Consider the following 24,061-nt stretch of genomic DNA (forward strand, 5'->3'; position numbering starts at 1 on the left):
GTCAGAGTCTCTCGCGAATCAACGTCGCGACGAGTTCCGGTTCGATTAGCGGCACCATATGGTCGCAGTCGACGTGTCGGATATCCACTGCGGCAAGGGTTTTCGTCGCAGCTTCGATAAATTCGGCGGAAACGAACGGTGGCTGTACTCGATCAGCGACGACGATCGTCGTCGGAATATGGGATGGCGGTAGCTCTGCGGGCCGGGCCATCTCACTCCACGCCGTCGCGGCGGCGGGCTGGCTCACGCGCCAACCGACCGCATGTCCTACGTCGATCAGATGCGCCGCGATCTCGGCGTCGAGGATGTCGTCGGGAACCATCGCCCAGCCTTCGGCACGCTTAGCCGCACGCGCGGCGTCGGCATCGGGGTAGGTCCAGTTCATCATCGATTCCGTCGCGATCTGCGACGCCCACTCGGGCGGCAGGCCCTGTGCGGGGTCGAGCAGGATGAGGCCGCGTACGGCGTCGGGACGACGTTGGCTGAGTCGGATCGCCAGCGCCGCGCCGAACGAATGCCCGACGATGACGATCGGTGTCTCGGCGTCGGCGTAAGTGTCCAGAATCGGCTCGAGCGCGTCGAGATGGGCGTCGAACGACCAGGGCGCGGTCCAGGGGGAATGGCCGTGGCCGAGCAGGTCGGGTGCGACGACGCGAACGTCGGCGAGATATGCGGTGGCGAGCGCGCCCCAGCGTGGGCCGTGACCGGTGAGACCGTGCAGTGCGAGGATTGTTGGCGCGCCGGGAGTACCCGGAAAGACGGTGGTGTGCAGCGCGGGCGGGACCATGACGGAGATGATGCCGCACGACTCCGACACCGACGTCGGCGGCTCGACATCGCGTGTCGGATCGAGTCTGCGGTCTGGCCACCACCAGGGGGGGATATTCCCTCGACGGGAGTCCGGCCGCAGGGAAGAGTCATGTTGGCGAGTGGGCCCCGCACCCTGTCAGGGCGACATGATTCGATAGATCCCGTGGCAGCCCACCGCAACACCTCGGCAATGGCCGGTACCGCACTGCGGACCAGGCTGGTGTCGGCAACTACCGAGTCGGGGGAGCGTCGGACGTGGGTTCCGTCGGCGCAGCGTTTGATCTCCACGATGGTCCTGTCCGATCCAGAACAGCCGTGGCTACCCCATCGCGTTCACGGCGGGCCGGGGACCGGCAAGACATCACTGATCGTCGACGCCGCGGTGGCGCGATTGAGCAATCCCGATGTCGATCCGGAGTCGGTATTGGTACTGGCGTCGAGTCGACGCGCGGCGACCACACTGCGCGAACAGATCACTCGACGAGTTCTGGCCCACGGCGCCGTCGGCGCAGATGGGTTCCCCGCGAACCGCAAGATTCTCGGCGGTGCCCTGCGTGAACCGCTGGTCCGTACGGTGCATTCATATGCGTTCGCGATTTTGCGACTCCAGGCAGCCGTCCACGACAATCCACCGCCCCGGCTGATCACCGGCTCCGAACAAGATGTGGTGTTGCGTGAATTGCTGATGGGCGATCTGGAGGACGGAGCGGAATACTGGCCGACGTGGCTTCGTCCGGCGCTCGCCACCGACGGCTTCGCTCAGGCGTTGCGAGATCTGTTGATGCGGGCGGCCGAGCGCGGCGTCGGACCGGAAGAGCTGACGCGACTTGGTAAGGCGCACAAACATCCCGAATGGGTGGCCGCCGGACACGCCTACGCCCAATACGAGCAGAACATGTTGTTACGCGGTGCGGTCGGGATCGCCGCGCCGCACGCGTCGGCCCCCGCGGTCGACGCCGCCGAGTTGGTCGGCTCGGCCCTGTCGGCGTTCGCGACTGATCCAGAACTCCTTGCGGTGCAACGTAATCGGATTCGGCACCTCCTCGTCGACGACGCTCAGCATCTCGATCCGCAAGCGGCCCAGCTGATCCGATTGATCGGGACCGGCGCCGACTCGGCGATCATCGCCGCAGATACCGACCAGTCGATCTTCTCCTTCCGTGGGGCGAGTCCACGGTTCGTCGAATCTCTCACCGACTCGGACTCGCCGCGAGACATATTGTTGGCCAATGACTTTCGGGGTACCCCGGAGATCAACGCGGTCGGCGCGGCGCTGGCCCGTCGACTGCCCGGACATCGCCCGCATCCATATCCGCAGTCGGGAGCGGCACACTCCGGTGAGTCCGCGCGGGTTCGCGTATTCACCTCGGCGGCCAAGGAGGCGACCGCCGTCGCGGATCTACTGCGGCGTGCGCACCTGTTCGACGATGTGCCGTGGTCGTCGATGGCGGTTATCGTGCGTTCGGTTGCACTTTCCGCGCCAGCGCTGCGGCGTGCGTTCCGCTCCGCGGGAGTTCCGCTGACCACCCCGACGTCGGACCTGCCATTGCATCGTCAACGGGCGGTCGCCGCATTTCTCCTCGCGATGCGAGTTGTCGACGCGACGAGCGGCGCGCCGGATATTCTCGCCGATACCAGCGCTGAGGAGTTCGGCGCCGACGACATCGTGACACTGCTATCCGGGCCAATCGGCGGTGCGGACCCGGCATCATTGCGTCGCCTACGACGCGGTGTGCGGCGGATCGACGAGAAGGCGGTACCCGAAGCCGAGGTGGATTCGCTGGCATCGTTATGGCGAGCGCTCGGCGACCCCGAGTCGGCCGATCGGTATCTGTCCTTACTGTCCGACGTTGAAGCTCGGCCGCTGCGCCGGACACTCGAAGTGGTGAACGCGGCACGCCGTGTCAATTCGGCACACCGTGGCGTCGAGGAGACGCTGTGGGCGGCATGGCAGGCATCAGGTCTGGAGAAGCGCTGGGCGGCAAGCGCATTGCGCGGTGGACCGGTCGGCGAGCAATCAGATCGGGACCTTGATGCGATGGTCGCCATGTTCGAAGCTGCGGCGTCGTTCACCGACAATCTGCCGACCGCCGGCGTCGGAGCATTCGTGCGTCATCTGACCGCACTGCAGATTCCCCTTGATTCGCGGGTCGCGCATGCCGCAGCCGAATCGGTGACGGTGTTATCCGCACATGCCGCGGCCGGCCGTGAATGGGATGTCGTCGCGGTGGCCGGAGTGCTGGACGGGCTGTGGCCATCGCTGCGTTCACGTGGCAGCGTCCTGGCGACCGGGCAACTCATGGACATCCTCGAAGGTATCGACCCTGACGCCGTCGATACGGTGGCACGTAGCTCCATCGCACTCGCCGATGAACGTCGTCTCCTGCTGGTTGCCTGCACCCGCGCCCGCCGCAAACTCCTGGTGTCGGCGGTCGAAGATGGCAGCGGCGAATCCTCACCGTCGCGCTTCATCCCGGAGATCGCATCGGCGCTGGGGCAGCTCGGAACCGATGATTCAGATGAAACACAAACCGACACAGTCGAATTGGACCCCGGAGTCGGTCGGGTGCTATCGCTGCCGTCGCTGATCGCGACGTTGCGGTCAGAAGTGGCGGCAGGGATGGCCGCCGAATCCGAACCGAGTTCTCGGACGCGTGCGGCCGCAGAACTGCTCGCCCAACTCGCCGATTCGGATATTCCAGGTGCACATCCGCGCGACTGGTTCGGTTTAGCCGGAGCGTCGACAGATTCTCCCCTGTGGACACCGGAAGCCGGCCCGAGGTTCCTGTCACCGTCCAATGTCGAATCGCTGAGCCGGTGTTCGCTGCGTTGGGTACTGGAACGCCACGGCGGTCGTGATGGTAACGCGGCACCCGCATTAACCGGCACGCTGGTGCATACCTTGGTGCAGGCGGTTGCCGGGCAGATCGAACCGGCCGAGGTAACGCAGGCGCTGCGAGAGATTTGGGATCGCGTGGATTCGGGCGCCGAGTGGTTTTCGGCGAAGGAACTCGAGCGCGCCGAGGGCATGTTGACGAATTTCCGCGAATGGCTCGCACAATCGCGTTCGGAGCTGACCGTGCATGGCATCGAGACGGAGGTCGACGCCCAACTGCCGGCCGATCCTGACGACCCGACGTCGATCCCGGTCCGGCTGGTCGGGCGTATCGACCGGCTGGAGACCGACAGCGCGGGCCGTCCGGTTGTCGTAGACGTGAAGACCGGAAAGACAGTGATAACGGCGAATGACGCTGCCGAGCATGCCCAGCTGGCGACCTATCAGCTCGCTCTTAACCTGGGCGGGGTACCGGAGCTAGGCCCGGTGGAGACAGGCGGTGCGCGACTCATCTACGTTGCTTCGGCCAACCGTAAAACCGGGGCGGCAGTTCGTGAACAAGATGCCCTGACACCGGAATTGGTCGACGAATGGAAAACAATTCTGCGTTCGGCAGCCAAAGCGAGCGTCGGGCCGGTGTTCACCGCTACGGTGAATCCGGGGTGCGGTCACTGCCAGTTGTCCACGAGTTGCCCGGCCAGGCTGCGCGGAAAGTCGGTGGTCGATGACTGAGCCGCACAGCCCCCCACGCGTCTCGGCCACGAGTCTGTCTGCGGCGCTGGGACTTCCGATGCCGACACCCGAACAGGTCGCGGTGATCGAGGCCCCGCTCGAACCGATCCTGGTGGTCGCGGGTGCGGGCGCGGGCAAGACCGAGACGATGGCCTCGCGGGTGGTGTACCTGGTAGCCAACCGGCTCGTTGGGCCCGAGGAAATCCTCGGACTTACCTTTACCCGTAAGGCCGCCAGTGAATTGGGTGCGCGCATCAGGCGCAGGTTGTCGATGCTGGCTTCCTCACCGGCACTGGTCAATTGGGACCCCGACGGTACGTTGTCAACTCGACTGCGAAACGCCGACCCGGAGGTCAGTACCTACCACGCGTACGCTGGCCGGCTCATTTCCGACTACGGACTCCTTCTTCCGGTCGAGCCGGCTTCGACCCTGCTCAGCGAGACAGAATTGTGGCAACTGGCATTTTCGGTGGTCAGCAACTGGACCGGTGAACTCAATACGACCAAAGTTCCCGCGGGGGTAACCGAGGCGGTATTGCGGCTCTACGGCGAAATGGCAGAGCATTTAGTCGATTTCGGCGATCTCATGTCATCCGGGGACGAGCTATACGACCTGATCGACACTCTGCCCAAGGGACCTCGGCAGCGTGACGAGCCGTCGCAAAAATTGCGCGCGATCCAGGCTGTTGTCGACGAGCGACGTGAACTACTCCCGCTGGTGGCCGAACTCGTCGAACGACTACGCGAGCAGAGCGCCCTCGACTTCGGCTCGCAGATGTCACTCGCGGCGCGGCTGGTCGCGGGGAACTCCGAAGTGGTTGCCGGCGAGCGGGAATCGGTGCGGGCAGTACTCCTTGACGAGTATCAGGACACCGGGCATTCACAACGTGTCCTACTTTCGACACTATTCGGCACGAGGGGAACGAATTCGGACGCGCGCACGGTTGCGGTGACCGCGGTCGGCGACCCGATTCAGTCGATCTACGGCTGGCGCGGAGCGTCGGCGGCGAACCTGCCCCGGTTCACCACTGATTTCCCCAAAAGTGATGGCACGGCGTCGGATCGGTTGGAACTGCTCACCAGTTGGCGCAACGGTGTGCAGGCATTGCGGCTTGCCAATGAGACGTCGGAAGAATTGCGCCGCAAGGGGATTCCGGTAAGTGTCTTGCGTCCCCGGCCAGACGCGCCAGTCGGCAGCGCGCGGCTGGCGCTCACCCAGACGGTGCTCGACGAGCGAGGCTGGATCGCCGACGCCATCGAATCGCATTATCGTGCAGCCGAAGATGCCGGGCAGGCTCCGCCGACTACCGCGATTCTGGTGCGCCGCAACGACGATTCGGCCCCGTTGGCCGCCGAACTGGAGAGTCGGGGCATCCCAGCCGAGGTGGTTGGCATCGGTGGGCTGTTACATGTGCCGGAAATCGAAGATATTGTCGCGACGCTGCGCCTGATCGCTGATCCGCTGGCCGGTACCTCAGCGATGCGGCTATTGACCGGCGCCCGTTGGCAATTGGGTGCCGCCGACATTGCGGCGCTGTGGCGTAGGGCAACTGATCTCGCGGCGGTCGAATACGCGGCTTCGACTGGCGCGATGGGTAGCGTCGAAGAGCTCAACGCCGCTCTCGACGCGGCGCTTCCGGCTGAGATCGTTGATGCCGCCGGTATCGCGGACGCGCTGATCGACCCTGGTCCGGCGGACCGGTACAGCAGTGCGGGGTTCACCAGGATTCGCGCGCTCGGCGGTCAACTGGAAATGCTGCGACGGCGTATCGGACAGCCGCTGTCGGAGTTGGTCGCCGACGTCGAGAACAGCATCGGCGTGGCGGTCGAGGCTCAGATTCGTGCCCGGCGGATGCGCGGTGCGATTACCGGCCGCGAGCATCTGGATGCTTTCGCCGACTACGTGACGGCGTATGCGGATCGCCCAGGAGCCACGCTGCCCGGACTGCTCGCGTTCCTGGAGACGGCGGAGACCATCGAGAAGGGGCTGGAACCGGGCAAGATTGAGGTCGCCGAGCAGCGCGTACAGATTCTGACCGTGCATGCGGCCAAGGGGCTCGAATGGGATGTGGTGGCGATTCCGCACTTGTGCCGCAACATCTTTCCCAGCGGAAAGTCGGAAGCGACGTGGTTGGGCAGTGCCCGGGAGTTGCCCGCGGAGTTGCGTGGAGATCTCGCCGATCCGGTCGAAGCCGGTGTCAGTGAAGGGTTTCCGCCGTTGGACCTGTCCCGCGTCGGCGACCGCAAGCAACTGGAAGACGCGCTCGCCGAGCATAAGGAAGCTATTGCCCAGCGTCGGCTTGAGGAAGATCGGCGGCTCCTCTATGTCGCATTGACCCGTGCCAAAGAGGAATTGCTGATCTCGGCGCATCAGTGGTCGATGGGCGACGAGAAGCCACGCGGCGGCTCACCGTTTTTCGACGAATTGCGGGAGGTCGTCGCCGCCGCCCTGGCATCCGGCGATCCGGCGGTCTCCGACGGGCTATCGATCGACGTCGATGAACCGGAACCGCAGCCGGGAATGACGAATCCGCTTGCTGAACATGTAATTTCGGCGGCATGGCCGGCCGATGCGTTGGGTAGTCGGCGCGATACCATCAGTGCTGCGGCGACTTTGGTCACCGACGCGATCACCGCCCGTGATCAGCCCGCACTATTCGACGAATTTACCGCCGATGTGCCTGCCGTCGCGACTGATGAAGATCCGGATGTCGAGGCCTGGCGTGCTGAGGTTGACGCGTTGTTGGCCGAGCACAATCAAGGTAACCAGGCACATATCGTCGTCTCACTACCGACGCATCTGTCGGTCAGTCAACTCGTGGACCTCGACACCGACGAGGCCCGCTTTGCCGAAAGGCTGCGTCGTCCAACACCTTTCAAGCCGAATCCGTTGGCGCGGCGGGGAACGGCATTCCACGCATGGGTGGAGCGACGTTTCGGCGCTACTCGGCTACTCGACATCGACGAGTTGCCCGGTGCCGCCGACGCCGCTGCCGGCGTCGACGACGATTTCGCCGCCCTGCAAGAGGCTTTTCTCGCATCGGCGTGGGCCAATCGCACACCGATCGAGGTCGAAGTGCCATTTGAGACGGTTATCGGCGAAACCGTGGTCCGCGGGCGCATCGACGCGGTTTTCGAGGAGCGTGGCAAAGAAGAGGCGGATACTTGGCTCGTCGTCGACTGGAAAACCGGTGCCGTACCCGAGCCCGCGCAGCGTGAGTCGCTATATATCCAGCTCGCCGCCTACCGGATCGCGTGGGCGCAGTTGATGGATGTCGAGCCGAGCCGGGTGCGCGCGGCATTTCACTATGTGCGCAGCGGAATCACCCTGGAACCCGACGATCTGCCCGACGCGTCCGGATTGGCTGGATTGCTCAGCAAGTGAGTGCCGCCGCGACTTACTCCAGTGCCGCAGGTAACCGTGTGAGAGTCTAGGCTTCATTCTTGTGAATCGACCGAACGGGAGATATATCTGATGCCATCGCGCCTGCGTCGACGCTTCGGTACAGAGACCCTGACCGAACGCCCAGAGTACGCGCTCGTCGGCATCATCAAGATCCCCGAGTCGCAGAACAGTCCGGGACGGGCAATCGGCCGCCGCGTGGTATTCGCCGTGTGTGCGTTGTTCTTCACCGCGGGCGTCGTGTGGCTCGACCGGGGCGGCTATCGAGATGCCCAGGGTAATGAGTTGTCTTTCCTCGACTCGCTCTACTACTCGGCGGTGACGCTCTCGACGACCGGCTACGGCGACATCACGCCGATCACACCCGGTGCCCGCCTGATGAACGTCTTGATCATTACCCCGCTACGCGTGCTGTTCCTGATCGTGTTGATCGGAACGACACTCGAAGTGCTCACCGAACGGTCCCGCCAGGCCCTCAAGATCCAGCGTTGGAGGAATAAGTTGCGTAACCACACCGTGGTCGTCGGATACGGCACCAAGGGCCGTACCGCCGCGGCGGCAATGATCGCGGACGGAGTAAAGCCCGCCGATATCGTGGTCGTCGACGAAAATGCCGCCGTCCTCGATACTGCGGCAGCCGACGGATTGGTCACCGTTCGCGGTGACGCCACCAAATCCGATGTGCTCCGCCTCGCCGGGGTCGCGCACGCGGCGAGTATCGTCATCGCGGCCAATCGCGACGACACCGCCGCGCTGGCGACCCTGTCGGCGCGTGAATTGAACAAGAACGCGAAGATCGTTGCGTCGATTCGCAATTCGGAGAACACGCACTTGATGCAGCAGTCCGGTGCGAACTCCGTCGTGGTTTCTTCGGAGACCGCGGGCCGGTTGTTGGGTCTGGCCACCATGACTCCGACGGTGGTGGAGATGATCGAAGATCTGCTGACCCCCGACGAGGGGTATGCGATCGCCGAGCGTGAGGTTGAACCCAGCGAGACCGGCGGGTCGCCGGCACATACCGCGGACATCGTGCTGGGCGTGGTGCGTAACGGGACCCTCTACCGGATCGGCGACTCGGAGGTTGAGGCAATCGAATCGGGCGACCGCCTGCTGTACGTGCGACGCGGTCCGGCCGACAAATGACGGATTTCGTCCTGCGTGCATTGCCGCTGTTGTCGCGCGCAACGTTCGATCGCGCGCATAATCTCCGTGAAGATCCCGCGGCACTTGCCGCCGGATGGGCCGGCGCACGGATACTCGATATCGATTACCAAGGGAAGTTTCCGATCACCGACGACGGTCATCTCCGGTGGGTGAGCGCCACCGGCGACGTCGACGAGACCGCGGTGCTGCTTGGCGTTGCCGAACGGCATCTCTGGGCGCGCCGCGTCCGGGAGATCGAGGGAGCCAGCACCGATCCGCGCCTGGGTGCGGTCAATCTCGAGGCCGACGAGGCCGGATTGCTGGCGACAGCACTCGGCATGCTCAATTGGCATGACACATCACGGTTTTCGCCATCGTCTGGCTTCGAAACGCATAGTGACAAGGGCGGCTGGATACGGCGCGACGCCAACAGCGGCCGCGAAGAGTTTCCGCGCACCGACGCCGCGATCATCACCGTCGTGCACGACGGCGCGGACCGGGTATTGCTCGGGCGGCAGGCGACCTGGCCGGATCGTTGGTATTCGACGCTCGCCGGTTTCGTCGAACCCGGGGAATCGCTGGAGCAATGCGTCGCCCGCGAAGTCTACGAAGAAGTTGGTATCGCGGTCCACAGTCAGCGCTATCTGGGCAGTCAGCCGTGGCCGTTCCCGCGATCGCTGATGTGCGGATTCGCCGCGATCGCCGACCCGAAGGAACCGCTACGCTTCCTCGACGGTGAGATCGGCGACGCGCACTGGTTCCATCGGGACGAGGTACTTGAGGCATTGGCCCGCGGCGACGACTGGGTTCGAGTCGATGGGACCGTCGACGACTCGACCAGTGGTCCGCGGCTCCGATTGCCCGGCTCGATCTCAATCGCACGCACCCTGATCGAGGCGTGGGCCGCTTCGTAACTGAGAGATTCTGGGATCGTCAGAGACCCAGCTTCTTCTTGACGTCGGCGATCGACGGATTGGTCGCGGTGGACCCGTCGGTGTATTTGACCGTCGGTACCACATGATTTCCGTTGTTGACGCTGCCGACGAAGTCGGCGGCGGTCGGATCCTGTTCGATGTCGACTTCGTCCCAGGCAACCCCGAGGCTCTTGAGCCCAACCTTCAGGCGGCTGCAGTAGCCGCACCAGGAGGTGGTGTACATGGTCAGGGCTGCGGTATCGGTGCTCACGGTGTTGTTAACGCTGCCGGGAGCGCAGGTATTTCCCGGTCGGCGGCTGCGGTTTTCGTCGCTTGGCTCACCCACGTCTTCAATTGTTCGTAGACGTCGTCGTTGTTGAGCAGCGACATGTGGTGGGCTCCGGGGAGATGGAAACCGGCGGCATCGCCGAAGCCGACGCGACGTGCTCGGGTACGCCCAGATGCGCTGCCGCGCAGTACCAGGCCGTCGCCGATCAAATAGCCGAGCGGATTGCGGCGGCTGGTACCCACCGACGCTGACACAAAGCAGTGCATCGCGTTGGCGAGCAGCGGCACCTCGGTGGCCGCGGCCCGCGCAAGCGAATCTGCGTCGCGTCCGTGCCAATCTTCGTCGACCAGCGATCCCTGCCGCAGGTCGCGAATACCTGCGCTTCGGCGACGAAGGAGGCGTCCGAACGGCGCCGTCTCCGGCATCCGAGTGAGCAGCGAACTTCCGACATGCGCCAACTGTTCCAACGGTGCGCCGTGATGTGGTGTGCCAAGACTGACGGTCAACGAAGTCGACTTTGTCCAGTCCATTCCCGCTCGGGAGGCGTGGTGAGCCGCGCTGCGCGCGACCAGTCCACCCATCGAATGGCCGATCAGAGTGATGCCGGTGACCGGAACCGGCCAGTTCCGTACTGTTGCCGCCAGCAGGTAAGACAGTGCACGTCCGTTCGCTGAGATATGGCGTCCGGTGTTGTAGCGGACCTCGATGGCGGTGGTATCGAGGTCGGAGTTGAGGCGTTGCGCATATGTCGGAGCGCCGCCGAGTCGCCATGCGTATTCGGTCTCGACCAATCCGTGTAAGAACACGACGAGGTGGCCCGATGCGTCGGGAAACGCGCGATGCAGTTCCGCCCGGCTGGGAGACACGACGGTGCCAGCCACTCGGATGGCCATCGGATCGGCGGCGAGTGGTGAGCCGCTTTCGTCGAGTGTGTCGCCGATCAAACCGTTGATGATGCCGATCGCGGCTGCTCCGCGCACCGTCTCCGACGGTGCCGGCCAGGAGCGTTTACTTGGCATCGCGCGCCCGGCAACCTCGCTGGCCGCGGTGGAGGCGATCTCGATGGATTGGTATATGCCGTCGGTGATGCCATCGTGGAGTGCCTTAATCGGTGTGACCGCGCCACCGGTCCCTACGCGCATCCCCGCGAATACGCGGTCGGAGATCGCGCGATGCACGTTATGGATCCCGCCGGCGGCAACGCCAACTTCACGCAGACCGAGTTCGGCCAGTGCGCGTACTTCGGCGTTGCTCTGGGCGGCTGACGTCATGGCGCCAGTGTACATATGTTCACTGAATTGGAAAATGTGAGAACGGCCATGTGTTTCGACACACCCCTTGGCCGCTGGACTGTCATATAGCGATGGGAGACTGGGTTGGTGGCCGACTCCGACATGCTTGCCGACCTGGACCCGCAACAACGGGCTGCCGTCCTTGCACCGCGTGGCCCGGTCTGTGTTCTCGCGGGGGCGGGGACCGGCAAGACTCGGACAATCACCAGGCGTATCGCTCACCTCGTCGATTCCGGACAGGTCAATCCGTCCCAAGTGCTCGCCGTGACGTTCACCGCGCGGGCGGCGGGCGAGATGCGAACGAGATTGCGGTCGTTGGGTATCGCCGGAGCGGGAAATGCCGTGCAGGCGCAGACATTTCACGCCGCGGCGATGCGCCAATTGCGTTACTTCTGGCCGCAGGCATTCGGCGATCGGCGGTGGCAACTGCTCGATCGAAAGATTCCGGTGCTGGCCGGCGCCGCTCGTCGAGCGGGTGTGGCCACCGGCAATGACATGTTGCGCGACCTGGCGTCGGAGATCGAGTGGGCCAAAGCGTCGTTGCTCGGTCCGGGCGACTACGCGGAGGCCGCGATCGGATTCGACCGGGATGCTCCGGTCGATCCGGCCAAGGTCGCCGACGTCTGGTCCAACTACGAACGTCTCAAACAGGCTGATCCCGACGAGTGGTATCTCGACTTCGACGACATGCTCATATACACGGCACAGATTCTGCGTGATGTTCCGGGCGTCGCCGAGGAATTCCGTTCGCGCTACCGGTGTTTCGTGGTCGACGAGTATCAGGACGTGACGCCGGTACAGCAGGGGCTGCTCGATATGTGGCTGGGCGAGCGCGACGACCTCACCGTCGTCGGCGACGCCAACCAGACGATCTACACGTTCACGGGGGCCACCCCAAAATATTTGCTCGACTTCTCCCGACGATTCGCGCACGCCGAGGTGGTCCGCCTGGAGCGCGACTATCGCTCGACGCCGGAAGTCGTTGACCTTGCCAACCGTGTCATCGGCGCTGCTCGCGGACGGATCGCGGGTACGCGGCTACGGCTGATCGGACAGCGTGATCCCGGACCCGAGCCGACGTTCACCGAATACGACGATGAACCGGCGGAGGCCGGTGGCGCGATAGCGGAGATCAAGAGCCTTATTCGGCGCGGGGTTGAACCGGCCGAGATCGCCATCCTGTACCGCGTCAACGCACAGTCGGAGAATTTCGAGCAGGCGCTCACCGAGGCTGGGATCCCCTATCAGGTGCGCGGCGGCGACGCCTTCTTCCAGCGAACCGAGATTCGGCAGGCGTTACGCCAGCTCGACGTCGCGGCCCGCCAATTGGATCAGACAGCGGACGGCCCGACAGGGGAGGAACTCACCGACGTGGTCGCGGCGGTCCTCACGCCACTTGGCCTCACCGACGAGCAACCGTCCGGTGCCGAAGCGCGGGCACGGTGGGAATCCCTGCGCGCATTGTCGGTGCTGACCGACGATATGGTCACTGAGAATCCCAATCTTCTTCTGGGACAACTCATCTCCGAACTCGCTGCCCGCGCCCAGGCGCGTCATCCACCGACGGTGCAGGGGGTCACGTTGTCATCGTTGCACGCCGCGAAGGGGTTGGAATGGGATGCGGTATTCCTCGTCGGGGTTACCGACGGTTCGCTGCCGATCAGTCAGGCGATCAACGGTTCAGCCGAAGATATCGAAGAGGAACGGCGTCTCCTGTACGTCGGAGTGACCCGCGCGCGTGAGCATCTGAATATCTCGTGGGCATTGTCGCGAAATGAGGGCGGGCGGCGCGGGCGTCGACGCTCACGATTTCTCAACGGCATCGCACCCGATGATGAGCGTCCGACTGGCCCGGCGCGTGCGACGTCGGACAAAGCGGCTCGCAAACAGGCCCGTACGCAGGCATTGGCCGAGTTGTCGTCGGCCGATACCGAACTATTCGAGGCACTCAAGTCCTGGCGTCTCGACCAGGCGCGGGAGCAGGCAAAACCACCGTTCGTGGTGTTCAGCGACCGGACGCTGATCGCGATGGCGACCGCCCGTCCAACGACGATCGCGGAATTGGGGAAGATCAGCGGTGTCGGATCGTCGAAACTCGAGTCGTACGGCGAGGATGTCGTGGAGATCGTGAACGCAGCGTCGGGCGACTAGTCGCCCGGAAAACTGCAGGTCAAAAATAGGTTGTGCGAATTGTGGGCTTCCCGCTAGTCTCGTTAGCGTCAAGTTCGAGCGGAACTGTCGCATGCGCGCGGTGTCCGGTTGAAACGGAATCGGGCCGGTTGCTTTGCCGCTGGTGGCCCTGGGATACGCAGAAAGGAGTGGAATCGTGAACGGATCAATGAATCTCGCCGAACAAAATTTGGCGACCGCACGCGTCCATTTCTGGGAGGCGTACACCCATCTGGCACCGTGCGCTATCGCGCGTCCCAAGGCCGACGGCTTCCTGCCCGCGGCCCTGCGCGCACCGGCAGGCGTAGCGCGAGCGCCGCAGCGATTCCCCGACGTAAACCTCCACGGGAGGTGTCTGGTCTAGACATCTCACAGGCTGGCTAGCAGACCTCAAGGTCACGGGCGAATCGCGAAAGCGAGACCCGTGACCTTTTGTTTTGGCAGTCACCGCAAGCCATTTCAACAGTCTCGGGTCGCGAAACGAAACCGTTCAACACCACACCATGGAGACCTAATGACTTGCGTTCTCGAACCTTGTATAGACCAGACCGAATTCTCAACGACCGGATCGACGGAGACCCTGGCCGGCCGTCTCGACGTGCCGTGCCAGGTCGCCGACCCCGACATGTGGTTCGCGGAGAACCCGCGTGACCTCGAACAGGCCAAGGCGCTCTGCGCTGACTGCCCATTGCGGGCCGAATGCCTGGCAGCAGCGCTTGATCGCGCTGAGCCCTGGGGCGTGTGGGGTGGCGAGATTCTGGAACGGGGCGCCGTCATCGCACGCAAGCGCCCGCGTGGCCGGCCACGCAAGACTGCGTGAGGACCGCGACCGGGGATGAATCCGGGGGAGGAGTCAGCTGCCCGCCGTCACACACCGAGAAGGTGTACGACGGCGGGCAGTTTGCTATCTGGGGCGAGCGGGGTCAGGATTCTTCCGCGACGCCGGGGACCCACTTTTCGAGAATCGCCCGATATGGCGCGTACGCCTCCAACTGCGAGGCGATCCCGACGCAACCCATCAGAACGCGGAACACCATCACGTACTCGGTCGGCACATTCAAGTTGCGCGACGTTTTGTATACCTCGCCGCGCATATCGGTGGCCTGGCCAGCAGCACGCTGCAACCATTTGCGCGTGAAGTGAAACGACTCGCTATAAAGCGGATCGACATAGGGCTTGAGGTACGCCGCGATGTTTTCGGGTGTCACCTTGTCGGCATGGGACCGCTGGATGAAGTTTGTCTGGACCATCAGCTCACGGAGTTCGTCGTAGCGCTTGTCACGCGCCAATGCCAGAATCCGGCCGGTGGCTGCGGGAAAACCGCCCTCGTAATGGCCGACGGCGCCAAAGTCGAGGATGCCGAAGCGGCCGTCGTCGGCGATGAAGAAGTTGCCCGGGTGGGGGTCGGCGTGCAGGAGTCCGACCCGTACCGGCGAACTGAACTCGAAAGTCGCCATCTTCAAGGCGGCGTCGTTGCGCTGCTCCTGCGTGCCGTTGGCGACGATCTTCGACAGTGGGATGCCGTCGAGCCATTCGGACACCATCACCTTCGGTGAGCTCGCCACTACCTTTGGGACGACGAAGTCGGGGTCGCCGTCAAACGCCTTGGCGAAGGCGCGCTGGTTCTCAGCCTCGGCAAGGTAGTCCAGCTCGTCTTCAGTGCGGTCGATCAGTTCGTCGATCATTGCTTTGACGTCGGTGCCGGGTGACAGTTTCTGGATCAGGCCGGCCAGTCGCGACAATGTCTTCAAGTCGGCGCGCAAGGCGTGGTCGGCGCCGGGATATTGCACTTTGACCGCAACCTGACGACCGTCAGACCAGACGCCCTTGTGTACCTGGCCGATGCTGGCTGCCGCTGCCGGGGTGTCGTCGAATGATTGAAAACGATCCCGCCACTTGGTGCCGAGCTGCTGGTTGAGTACCGCGTGCACCTTATCCGCGGGCAGCGGAGGAGCCTCGGCTTGCAGCTTGGTCAGTGCCTCGCGGAAGGGCTCGCCGAATTCGTCGGGGATGGCGGCTTCCATGATCGACATGGCCTGGCCGACTTTCATCGCGCCGCCCTTGAGCTCCCCGAGTACGGAGAACAACTGCTCGGCAGCCTTCTCCATCATTTCTTGGTTGACGTCGTCTTTGCTCTTACCTGCCATGCGCTTGCCGAAGCCGGCTGCGGCGCGCCCGGCCATACCGATCGGCAAGGACGCCAGTTTGGCATTGCGTCGTCCTTGCCCTCGCGTGATTTCGCTCATGGGAGAAGAATAGTTCACCGGCCTGACCGGAGGGTGAGCGATACTGTGGCGCGGGTCTCAAAGCTGAGCGGCACCGCATGTGCATGAGGGATGTGCGGGCCATCGTTTGCGCCGAAGTCGCACCGGATTCGGGTGAAACTCCAGGGTGTGGTCGATGAGATCGGGTTGTTCGGCCAGAGCAGACTGCTTCGGCTCCGACAGGCCGGCGACAATCTGTTCGACCTGTTCATGCGCCAGCGCGACGGTCGCCCGGATCGTGGCCGCACTCGCGTAGCCGGATTTTCCGAGCAGCTGGGCGGCGATCATCGGCCATTGCGGGTCGAGTGTTGCGCGGTGGTGATCAGCGCACCGTAGACAACTCGACATGCCCGGCAGGACCAGCGGTCCAATGATTCCGACACCGTCGCGCAGACGCACCACGAGATGCGGAATACATTGTCGCATAAGGATATTGACGATGGCAGGGTCGTGCGCGTGGTAATCGGTGAGGATGGCCAGCTGAGTGCCGGTCCAGTTGTTACGGCCGCCGAGCCGGGGCCGCTGCACCGAATGGGTGGTCGGTAGCCCAACGTCGCGCAACTCCACGCCAAGTTTCTCCGCGATTGGCCCGCGTCCGTGGATTCGCACCTTGAGCTGACTGACTCGGAGGCCACCGGGATACGGCAACACGGCCCCGCAGGCGGCGAGCTGATCGGCAAGTACCGCGAAATCTGCCACGCTCAGTCCGATGGTGCGGAGATAACGCAGAAGCTCGGGACGGGTATGCGGATCGTCGAGATAGCGCAACAGCGCGACCACGGTATCGGCGGTTACCGGTGGAGTCAGGTCGAGGATCGTGCTGCGATCGGGATCGCAGCCGATCTGGATGCGGTCCGGGCGACGCACCAAAATCGCCGTACCGGGCCGCAGGACCGGCAGGGGTGTGGAGAGCTCGCTCGCAGCCGTCATAGCAGCGATCGTGCCAGTGACCCCTTCGGGAATCGGTCGCTCGCAACTAGTTATCCACAGGTGGATTCATGGCTCCACCTGCGGATATCTACGTCAAACCAAATTACGACGTCGCTGGCCCGGTGTCGTCGCCGTCGTCCTTCTTCTGCTGCTCTTCCGCACGGGCACGAGCCTCGTCCGCGATGGTCTTCTCCAGAGCGGCCATCGGGTCGTCGAAGGCGCTGACGTCACCGCCGATCACTCGGTCGATGAATGCGGCCGGATTGTCGAGATCGTCGGCGTCGGGCAGCAGATCGGGATGCTCCCAGACTTTGTCGCGGGTCGCGACATCGGAGCTGTCGAGCAGTTTGCTCCAGAGCGCGGATGCTTCGCGCACCTTGCGGGGCCGCAGTTCCAGTCCGATCAGTGTGGCGAAGGTCTGTTCGGCGGGACCGCCGGACGCGCGGCGGCGGCGCATGGTCTCGGTCAGCGCGCCGACACTCGGGATCCGATCGGAAAGTGACTGGGACACAACGTGTTCCACCCACCCCTCGATCAGTGCCAGGAGTGTTTCGAGCCGGGTGAGTGCGGCCTGCTGCTCGGGTGTCGTGGTTGGGGTGAACGCCGTCGACGCACCCATCAACTCTTCGAGTTTGGCGGGGTTGGACAGTAGTTCGTTTGGATCGACGCCGCTGGCCATATCGGTGATGCCACTGAAGTCGATGGTGATGCCGCGGGCATATTCCTCGATGGTGGACAGGAGGCGCTGACGGAGCCATCCGACGTGGGTGAACAGTCGAAGGTGTGCGGCTTCGCGAGCTGCGAGGAAGACGATGATCTCTTGCGCGGGCTGTTCGAGACCGTCGGCGAATGCGGCGATCGCCTCCGGCAACAGTGCGGCTGTGCCCTCGGGAGCGAGTGGTAGGCCGATATCAGTAGAGGTCAGGACTTCTTTGGCGAGTTGGCCGAGCCCCTGCCCGAGTTGCGTACCGAACATCATTCCGCTCATCTGGGTGAGCATGCCCATCATCGGGCCGGCGAATTGCGCGGCTTCGGCCGGCATGCCGGACTCCATCGTCTGTGACAGGCCGGCGGCGATCGGATCGCACAGGCCCTTCCACGTCGGCATCGACTCTTCGAGCCATTGCACCGGGGTCCAGGCGAGCGAGCGCGTCACGCCCGACGGCAGCGTCGTCGCGTCGTCGAGCCAGACTTCGGCGAGCCGCACGGCGTCGGAGACCGCTTGGGTTTCCTTGTCCAGCACGGGTGTGAACGACCCGATCTGTTGACGCGCGAGATTGGCGGCTACCTCGTAGTTGACCGGCCCGCCGGCGTTGCCCGAGGTGAATCCGGCTCCCATACCGCTGAGCATGCTGCCCAGCTGAGAGAACATCTGACCGAGCGAGGCCGGGTCGAATCCCTCACCGCCGACATCGAATCCGAACGGATTGTTCGGATTATTGCCGCCGTTGTCCTTGCGGTCGTCGTCGCCGCCGTCGTCGCTGTTGGGGGACGAGAATCCGAAGGGCAAATCATTCATACTGTCAACGGTACCGGCAGTGGTGCCCGAAAAGCCCACCTCAACTGTTCGCCGTTAGCGGAGTCAGGCACGCGGCCGATCCTGCGAGCCGATGCCACTCCGTTAGGCTCGTCGGAATGAGCGTGTCTCCCGCGTATCGCCGGATAGCTGCCATCGCCGTGACTGTTGTGGCGGTGATCGCCCTCTTTTTCGTCGGCTTTTATGTTCAGGTGCCCTATGTCGCAATGGGGCCCGGCCCGACAGTCAACACTCTGAGTGATGTCACCGTCGCCGATCCCGCACCGGGCCAGGCCGGAAAAGACGGCAAGACTGTGCAGAAGCAGGAACCGGTCGTCATGATCAGCGGAGCTGAACTGGATAAGACCGACGGTCACCTCAATCTCACTACCGTCTCGGTCTACGACGGCCTGAGTCTCTTTGACGCGCTTGGGAAGTGGGTGTCGGGACGCTATGCGCTGGAGCCGCGCGAACAGGTGTACCCACCCGGTCAGAGCAACCAGGAGGTCCGCGAACAGAACGCCGTGCAGATGACGGATTCCGAGGCCAACGCCCAAGCCGCCGCCCTGCGCTACCTACACCGCCCGACCAAGCTGACAATCGCGGCGGTTGGTAAGGACGCGCCGGCGTCGAAGGCGCTCAAGGTCGATGATCAGGTGGTGGCAGTCTCGGGTACCCCGGTGGCGACGACCGTCGAACTCCAGAAGGCGATACGCGGACACAAGCCCGGCGACACCTTGCAATTGGCGATTATCCGCGACGGCAAGCCGCAGACGGTCGCCGTGAAGCTCGGACAGTGGCCCGACGGCGCTCCGAAAGAAGTGGCCGGGACCGGCTACCTCGGCGTGACACCGCAGGTGCTCAATGCCGACCCGAAACTGAAGATCGACTTCAACGTCGGCGACATCGGCGGGCCGTCCGCTGGCCTGATGCTGACGTTGGCAGTTGTCGACCGGCTCAGTCCGGGCAGCCTCACCGGCGGAAAGTTCATCGCCGGCACCGGAACAATCACCGACTCCGGCGTTGTCGGCCCGATCGGCGGCATTACGCATAAGACTCTCGCAGCCCGGGAAGCCGGGGCGTCGATGTTCCTGGTACCGGCGGCCAACTGTGCCGAGGCGAAGTCGGATATCCCCGATGGACTGGAGTTGGTGAAGATCGACTCGCTGGACGGGGCCGTCGGTGTGCTGACCGGGAAGACGGCCAAACAGGGTTGTTGACGCGATCGGGACGGACTCAGTCGTCAGGCTGATTGTCCAGCGTCGCGGCAAGCGCCTCCACCAGGTTCGGTGCTAGGTCTGGATGAGACAACAGCTCGATCTGGCCGTCGTCGACGTCGTCGAGGGGACGCAGCTGCAGGAGCGAGAGCGTGCGGCCGTCACGCAATGCGCCCGCGATGAGTCGGGCAGGCTGCGATCCGGGGTGGGCCAATGCGGTGGAACGAGCGGCGGCATCGGCGGCTGCCGGGTCGGACAGAAGCGGCTCGAACGCCTCATCGAGGTCGGACTCCGCTTCGGGCGGTAGTACGACAATCTCCTGAACGAGGGCGCATCCGGCCACGGCTTCGGGCCAACTGGTCGTCGCCAGAATATGTTCCAACTCGGCGGATTGAATGGCCTGATCGGCGCTTGGCCCGACTTCGGAGGTGAGCAGCGGGTCCTGCGCAATCGGGCTGAGTTCCGAGGTGTCGTATTCATCGACCAGGTCGGGCTGGGTCTCGGCGAGGACCGATGTCGGGACCAGAGCGAACAGCGTCGGCGGTTGATCCCAACCCGCCGCATCAACGAATTCGACGACGTCGCGCAGGGCGCTGCCGAGGGCATCGGGGGATAGATTGCCGGTCGCGGGCGTAGTCACGGTGTCTATTGTGCCCGTCCCGCTACGTCATGCGGGAGTCGCCTCCGCCCCGAATCGGGGCGGGCTATCGGGTTGAGGCCGAGTGACGGCACGGCATGCGGCGACGCAACAGGTAACCTCGCAGCCGAGGGGTCGACGCCGACGACCCGGTCGTCGGCCGCCCAGTACAGTGGGTGGAAATTCGGACAGAGTTCGCACGCGGTGTTTCGACGCGCCGGTATGCGAACAAGATCGCACAGGAGATTCTGGTGGGAGAACGCGGGCCGGCGACTATGCCGACTTTGTCGCGACGGAGCAAGATCGCGATCGGGGTCGGTGTCGCGATCTTGGTGCTGCTTCTGGTTGGGCCACGGATCGTCGGTGTGACCACCGACTGGATGTGGTTCTCGCAGGTGGGCTTTTCGTCGGTGTACTCGCGAATCGTGTGGACGCGAGTCGCGATGTTCCTGGTGGCGGGGATCGTCGTCGGGCTGATCGTGTTTGCCGCGCTGGCCGCCGCTTACCGTTCACGGCCGGTATTCGTGCCCGCGTCGAGTGGGGTGGATCCACTGGCCCGGTACCGCACGACCGTGATGACCCACCTGCGCTGGTTCTCCGTCGCGCCGGCCGTCCTCGTCGGCGTGCTGGCTGGGCTGGTGGCGCAGGGGTCGTGGGCAACACTCCAGTTGTTCTGGCACGGTGAGGAATTCGGGAAGACCGACCCGCAGTTCAATCTCGATATCTCGTTCTACGCATTCGATCTGCCGTTCTACCGATTCCTGCTCAACTTCTTCTTCGTGGTCGTCGTCGTGGCGTTCCTGGGCAATCTGCTCACGCACTATGTCTTCGGCGGTATCCGCTTGGGCAATGGTCGTTCCGGTGGAGGTTTGACTGTCGCGGCCCGCGTCCAGCTCGGTGTGCTGGCCGGAATCTTCTTGCTACTCAAGGCCGTTGCGTACTGGTTTGACCGCTATGCATTGCTGTCCGGCGATCGTCGGGGCGACATCTTCATGGGTGGCACCAACACCGACATCAACGCGGTGTTGCCGTCGAAGCTGATTCTGATGGCGATCGCGATTATCTGCGCTGTAGCGTTTTTCGCCGGAATAGTCATGCGCGACTTGCGGATTCCGGCCCTGGCAACGGCACTCATGCTGCTGTCGGCATTGGCGATCGGTGTGCTGTGGCCAGCCGCGGTTGAGCAGTTCTCGGTGAAACCCAATGCGGCGCAAAAGGAACGCGATTACATCGAGCGCAATATTACGGCGACGCGCGATGCTTATGGCATCGGCAGTGACAACGTCACCTACGTGCCGAATTGGACCAGTAAACCGCCTAATCCGGCGGCGGTGAATTCGGATACCGCGACACTGTCCAATATCCGTATCCTCGACCCGAATGTCATCTCCCCGGTGTTCACTCAGCGGCAGCGGCCCAAGAGCTTCTACGGTTTCCCAGGGCAGTTGGCGGTCGATCGTTACCGAGTCGACGGTCGCCTGCGTGATTACGTGGTCGCGGTAAGGGAGCTGGACCCCGCCAATTACGGTGACAATATTCAGAACTGGATCAACAAGCACACCGTCTACACGCACGGGAACGGTTTTATCGCGGCGCCGGCCAACACGGTCGATGAAGCAGCGTCGCAAACTGATAGCGACCGTGGTGGCTTCCCAATATTCCAGGTCAGCGACTTGTCCACCTATCAGACCGACAAGTATAAGGCCGAGGCTCCCATTAAGGTGAAGCAGCCAAGGATCTACTACGGGGAATTGATCGCGAAGGTCAATCCGGACTACGCGATTGTCGGTTCGGTCGGTGGCGACAAGGAATACGACTCGGACGGCAAGGGATATACCTACACGGGTCCCGGCGTCTCATTGGGGAACTGGTTCAACCGCTTCCTCTACTCGGTGAAGTACACCGAGCGAAATATCTTGCTGTCAAACGCGATCAACGAGAATTCGAAGATCATTTACAACCGTGACCCGCGAGATCGGGTGAAGAAGGTTGCGCCGTGGCTGACTGTCGACTCGAAGACCTACCCGGCCGTCATGGCGGACGGTTCGATCAAGTGGATCGTCGACGGGTACACCACTCTCGATAACTATCCCTATGCCCAGAAGACTTCGCTGCAGGAAGCGACGACGGACGCGCAGGATCTGACACCCGGCCAAACGGCGCGTGCGCAAGCGAACCGCCAGATCGCCTACGCCCGAAACTCGGTCAAGGCGACGGTCGACGCGTACTCGGGTGAGGTCGAACTGTACCAGTTCGACACGAAGGATCCGGTCCTCAAAACCTGGATGAAAGTGTTCCCTGGAAGTGTGAAGTCGCGTGCTGAGTTCGACAAGCATAAGGACTTGGCCGAACACGTTCGTTACCCCGAGGATTTGTTCAAGATTCAACGGGCATTGTTGGCGAAATACCATGTGAGCGATCCGGACACGTTCTTCCGGAGCAACGATTTGTGGTCCGTTCCAGCTGATCCGACCAAGGACAACCCGGGGAAGCTGAAGCAGCCACCGTATTACTTCACCGCGGCTGACCCGACCACCAAGGAGGCGGCGTTCCAGCTGACTACGGTGATGTCGGTTTATGGTGAAAATCAGAAGGCGTTGGCCGCGTATCTCACCGTGGCGTCGGATCCGAAGAATTACGGGAAGATCACCATAAACACCCTTCCGTCGGATACTCAGAACGTTGGACCTGAGCAAGCTCAGGAGAATATGAAGAACTCGACCAAACTCGCGGGGGACCGCACTTTGATCGAGGGATCGACGAAGGTCACCTACGGAAACCTGTTGACCTTGCCAGTTGGTGACAACGGGTTGCTCTACGTGGAGCCCATGTACATCGAGTCGAAGACCGCGGGTGCGGCGTTACCTAAACTGTATCGAATTCTGGTCTATTACACGGGACCTGACGGCATCTCCCGAATTGGTTACGACTCCACGGTGGCCGGTGCGCTTGCGCAGGTTCGTATCGATCCAGACAAGGTGACTGTGCCAGGTAGCACGGCGCCGGTCGAAGGAGATGCGACGCCGGAACCCTCGACGCCGGAGACCCCGGCAGGAACGTCCAACGGTTCCTCGCCACAGCGCGATGCGGCGGTCAAGGCGATCGGCGCGGCATTGGGAACACTGCGCGACGCCCAGACCAAGGGTGACTTCAAGGCCTACGGCGATGCGCTGGCGAATCTAGACAAGGCGGTTAAGGACTACGAGGCGTTGGGCAAGTAGTGCTGACGGCCGGTCTGGTGGCCGGCCGTCAATCGTCGAGTGTTGGTGTTAGCTGCGGTACTCGCCGAGGTACCGGGTGGCTTCAACTTCGGTGTTGTCTGGAATCAATGGGCTGTGGTGCACTTTGCGGGTCAGCGTCGTCATTATCACCGTGGCGCTGACGAAGGCGCAGGCCGTCAGGATGCCGAAGGTGATGGCCAAGTTGGTATTGCCGCTGGCCAGGTGAACGAGCCACAGCGCGGCGCTGGCGAATCCGCCGAGGATGAGTACATATCCGAGAACGCTCATCGGATGGTTGCCGTGGCTTTCCCGGTGGTGGACTACGTGTGAGGTCGACATCGCAACTCCTGGGCGAGACGAATGCGGGCGCTTGCTCGGCATCGTGCCCGCGCTTCCACTCTAACCATTTTGAGACCTGCGTCACAGCATTGCGGGTTTGTTAACCGCTCGTCTTTGCTGGCGACCGGGGTGTAACGGTCGTAACATCAGCCAAAGGTCGGGTGAGTTCTGACCGCGCGGGTTACGGACCGATGGCTTTCGAGCAGATCCACGAGTGGGTTTCTCCCGTGTCTTGGATCTACGGAAGAAAGGTGTCGATCGCCGATGCCGCCTCTTGGTGTTTTAGAGCGTGTGCAGATAGTTCTGCTGATCGTGTTGGGTGTTGCGGCGACGGTGTTCGCGGGTGTGC

General features: G+C 63.3%; 17 protein-coding genes. 9 read left to right on the forward strand and 8 right to left on the reverse strand.

Features of this window, described 5'->3' with window-relative positions; all coding sequences use genetic code 11:
* Window position 1: 1 nt before the first annotated feature.
* On the reverse strand, window positions 2-787 hold the full coding sequence (locus AAFP29_RS05465) for an alpha/beta fold hydrolase (RefSeq protein WP_419216289.1): 786 nt from the start codon (window positions 785-787) through the stop codon (window positions 2-4).
* Between the two features lie 213 nt (window positions 788-1,000).
* Here AAFP29_RS05465 and AAFP29_RS05470 point away from each other — a divergent pair, with 213 nt between their 5' ends.
* From AAFP29_RS05470 to nudC, 4 genes are all read left to right on the forward strand, one after another.
* Window positions 1,001-4,378 (forward strand): ATP-dependent helicase, encoded by a 3,378-nt coding sequence (locus AAFP29_RS05470; RefSeq protein ID WP_419216345.1) that lies wholly within the window; start codon window positions 1,001-1,003, stop codon window positions 4,376-4,378.
* Entirely contained in the window at window positions 4,371-7,763 is a 3,393-nt protein-coding gene (locus AAFP29_RS05475; protein WP_419216290.1) for a UvrD-helicase domain-containing protein, read from the forward strand. The genes AAFP29_RS05470 and AAFP29_RS05475 overlap by 8 nt, the downstream gene beginning before the upstream one ends.
* 90 nt (window positions 7,764-7,853) lie before the next feature.
* Window positions 7,854-8,924, forward strand: a complete 1,071-nt coding sequence (locus tag AAFP29_RS05480) for a potassium channel family protein (protein WP_419216291.1) — start codon at window positions 7,854-7,856, stop codon at window positions 8,922-8,924.
* Entirely contained in the window at window positions 8,921-9,838 is a 918-nt protein-coding gene (nudC, locus tag AAFP29_RS05485) for an NAD(+) diphosphatase (RefSeq protein WP_419216292.1), read from the forward strand. The genes AAFP29_RS05480 and nudC overlap by 4 nt, the downstream gene beginning before the upstream one ends.
* A gap of 19 nt (window positions 9,839-9,857) precedes the next feature.
* Here the strand turns inward: nudC and AAFP29_RS05490 are convergent, their stop codons facing one another.
* Both AAFP29_RS05490 and AAFP29_RS05495 read right to left on the reverse strand, forming a co-directional pair.
* Window positions 9,858-10,082 carry a mycoredoxin gene (locus tag AAFP29_RS05490; protein WP_419216346.1) on the reverse strand — a complete coding sequence of 75 codons (225 nt, stop codon included), beginning with the start codon at window positions 10,080-10,082 and terminating at the stop codon, window positions 9,858-9,860.
* Window positions 10,083-10,105: 23 nt separating this feature from the next.
* Window positions 10,106-11,398: an esterase/lipase family protein gene (locus AAFP29_RS05495; RefSeq protein ID WP_419216293.1), complete on the reverse strand. Its 1,293-nt coding sequence runs from the start codon at window positions 11,396-11,398 to the stop codon at window positions 10,106-10,108.
* A gap of 108 nt (window positions 11,399-11,506) precedes the next feature.
* On the opposite strand from AAFP29_RS05495, the gene AAFP29_RS05500 reads away from it, so the two are divergent.
* The 3 genes from AAFP29_RS05500 to AAFP29_RS05510 all read left to right on the forward strand — a co-directional run bounded on the left by AAFP29_RS05500 (window position 11,507) and on the right by AAFP29_RS05510 (window position 14,408).
* Complete coding sequence (locus AAFP29_RS05500) at window positions 11,507-13,570, forward strand: ATP-dependent helicase (RefSeq protein ID WP_419216294.1); 2,064 nt, start codon at window positions 11,507-11,509, stop codon at window positions 13,568-13,570.
* A gap of 175 nt (window positions 13,571-13,745) precedes the next feature.
* Window positions 13,746-13,952: a hypothetical protein gene (locus tag AAFP29_RS05505; RefSeq protein WP_419216295.1), complete on the forward strand. Its 207-nt coding sequence runs from the start codon at window positions 13,746-13,748 to the stop codon at window positions 13,950-13,952.
* Between the two features lie 150 nt (window positions 13,953-14,102).
* On the forward strand, window positions 14,103-14,408 hold the full coding sequence (locus AAFP29_RS05510; RefSeq protein ID WP_419216296.1) for a WhiB family transcriptional regulator: 306 nt from the start codon (window positions 14,103-14,105) through the stop codon (window positions 14,406-14,408).
* Window positions 14,409-14,511: 103 nt separating this feature from the next.
* Here AAFP29_RS05510 and AAFP29_RS05515 read toward each other — a convergent pair whose 3' ends face one another.
* The 3 genes from AAFP29_RS05515 to AAFP29_RS05525 form a co-directional block, all read right to left on the reverse strand.
* Complete coding sequence (locus AAFP29_RS05515) at window positions 14,512-15,834, reverse strand: ABC1 kinase family protein (protein WP_419216297.1); 1,323 nt, start codon at window positions 15,832-15,834, stop codon at window positions 14,512-14,514.
* Window positions 15,835-15,891: 57 nt separating this feature from the next.
* On the reverse strand, window positions 15,892-16,782 hold the full coding sequence (locus tag AAFP29_RS05520; protein ID WP_419216298.1) for a hypothetical protein: 891 nt from the start codon (window positions 16,780-16,782) through the stop codon (window positions 15,892-15,894).
* A gap of 103 nt (window positions 16,783-16,885) precedes the next feature.
* A complete protein-coding gene (locus tag AAFP29_RS05525) occupies window positions 16,886-18,301 on the reverse strand; it encodes a zinc-dependent metalloprotease (RefSeq protein ID WP_419216299.1) in 1,416 nt (471 codons plus the stop codon).
* Window positions 18,302-18,417: 116 nt separating this feature from the next.
* Between AAFP29_RS05525 and AAFP29_RS05530 the strand changes: the two genes are divergently transcribed.
* Window positions 18,418-19,518 (forward strand): PDZ domain-containing protein, encoded by a 1,101-nt coding sequence (locus AAFP29_RS05530; RefSeq protein ID WP_419216300.1) that lies wholly within the window; start codon window positions 18,418-18,420, stop codon window positions 19,516-19,518.
* 16 nt (window positions 19,519-19,534) lie between these two features.
* On the opposite strand, the gene AAFP29_RS05535 is transcribed toward AAFP29_RS05530, so the two are convergent.
* A complete protein-coding gene (locus AAFP29_RS05535) occupies window positions 19,535-20,164 on the reverse strand; it encodes a PPA1309 family protein (RefSeq protein WP_419216347.1) in 630 nt (209 codons plus the stop codon).
* Window positions 20,165-20,403: 239 nt separating this feature from the next.
* On the opposite strand from AAFP29_RS05535, the gene AAFP29_RS05540 reads away from it, so the two are divergent.
* Window positions 20,404-23,373: a UPF0182 family protein gene (locus AAFP29_RS05540; RefSeq protein WP_419216348.1), complete on the forward strand. Its 2,970-nt coding sequence runs from the start codon at window positions 20,404-20,406 to the stop codon at window positions 23,371-23,373.
* A 48-nt stretch (window positions 23,374-23,421) separates the two neighbouring features.
* Here the strand turns inward: AAFP29_RS05540 and AAFP29_RS05545 are convergent, their stop codons facing one another.
* The gene (locus AAFP29_RS05545) at window positions 23,422-23,712 is read right to left on the reverse strand and encodes a hypothetical protein (protein ID WP_419216301.1); all 291 of its coding nucleotides are present in this window, start codon (window positions 23,710-23,712) and stop codon (window positions 23,422-23,424) included.
* Window positions 23,713-24,061: the final 349 nt, after the last annotated feature.

The sequence above is a fragment of the Gordonia sp. CPCC 205333 genome, from assembly GCF_048537885.1.
In the GTDB taxonomy this organism is placed as follows: domain Bacteria; phylum Actinomycetota; class Actinomycetes; order Mycobacteriales; family Mycobacteriaceae; genus Gordonia.